The organism is Seonamhaeicola marinus, from assembly GCF_008085455.1.
This window is the reverse complement of record NZ_VSDQ01000402.1, coordinates 1-270: the sequence shown is the minus strand read 5'-3', so window position 1 is coordinate 270 and position 270 is coordinate 1. Positions and strand designations below refer to the sequence as shown.

Sequence of the window (270 nt, the reverse complement as noted above, 5' to 3'; positions counted from 1 at the left end):
TAAGATATGGCTAAAGAATCAATGAAAGCCCGTGAGGTAAAAAGAGCTAAAACAGTAGCTAAATATGCAGCTAAACGTAAAGCTTTAAAAGAAGCTGGTGATTATGAAGCATTACAAAAGTTACCAAAAAACGCTTCTCCTATTCGTCAGCATAATAGATGTAAACTAACAGGAAGACCTAAAGGGTATATGAGAACTTTTGGTATATCTCGTGTAACATTTAGAGAAATGGCTAATCAAGGCTTAATTCCTGGAGTAAAGAAAGCTAGT

The 270-nt window shown here is 34.8% G+C and carries 1 protein-coding gene; it reads left to right on the top strand.

The features are described 5' to 3' along the window. Nucleotides 1-6: 6 nt before the first annotated feature. A partial coding sequence (gene rpsN / locus FUA24_RS05155) for a 30S ribosomal protein S14 (protein WP_148540300.1) occupies nt 7-270 on the top strand: 264 nt, incomplete at its 3' end.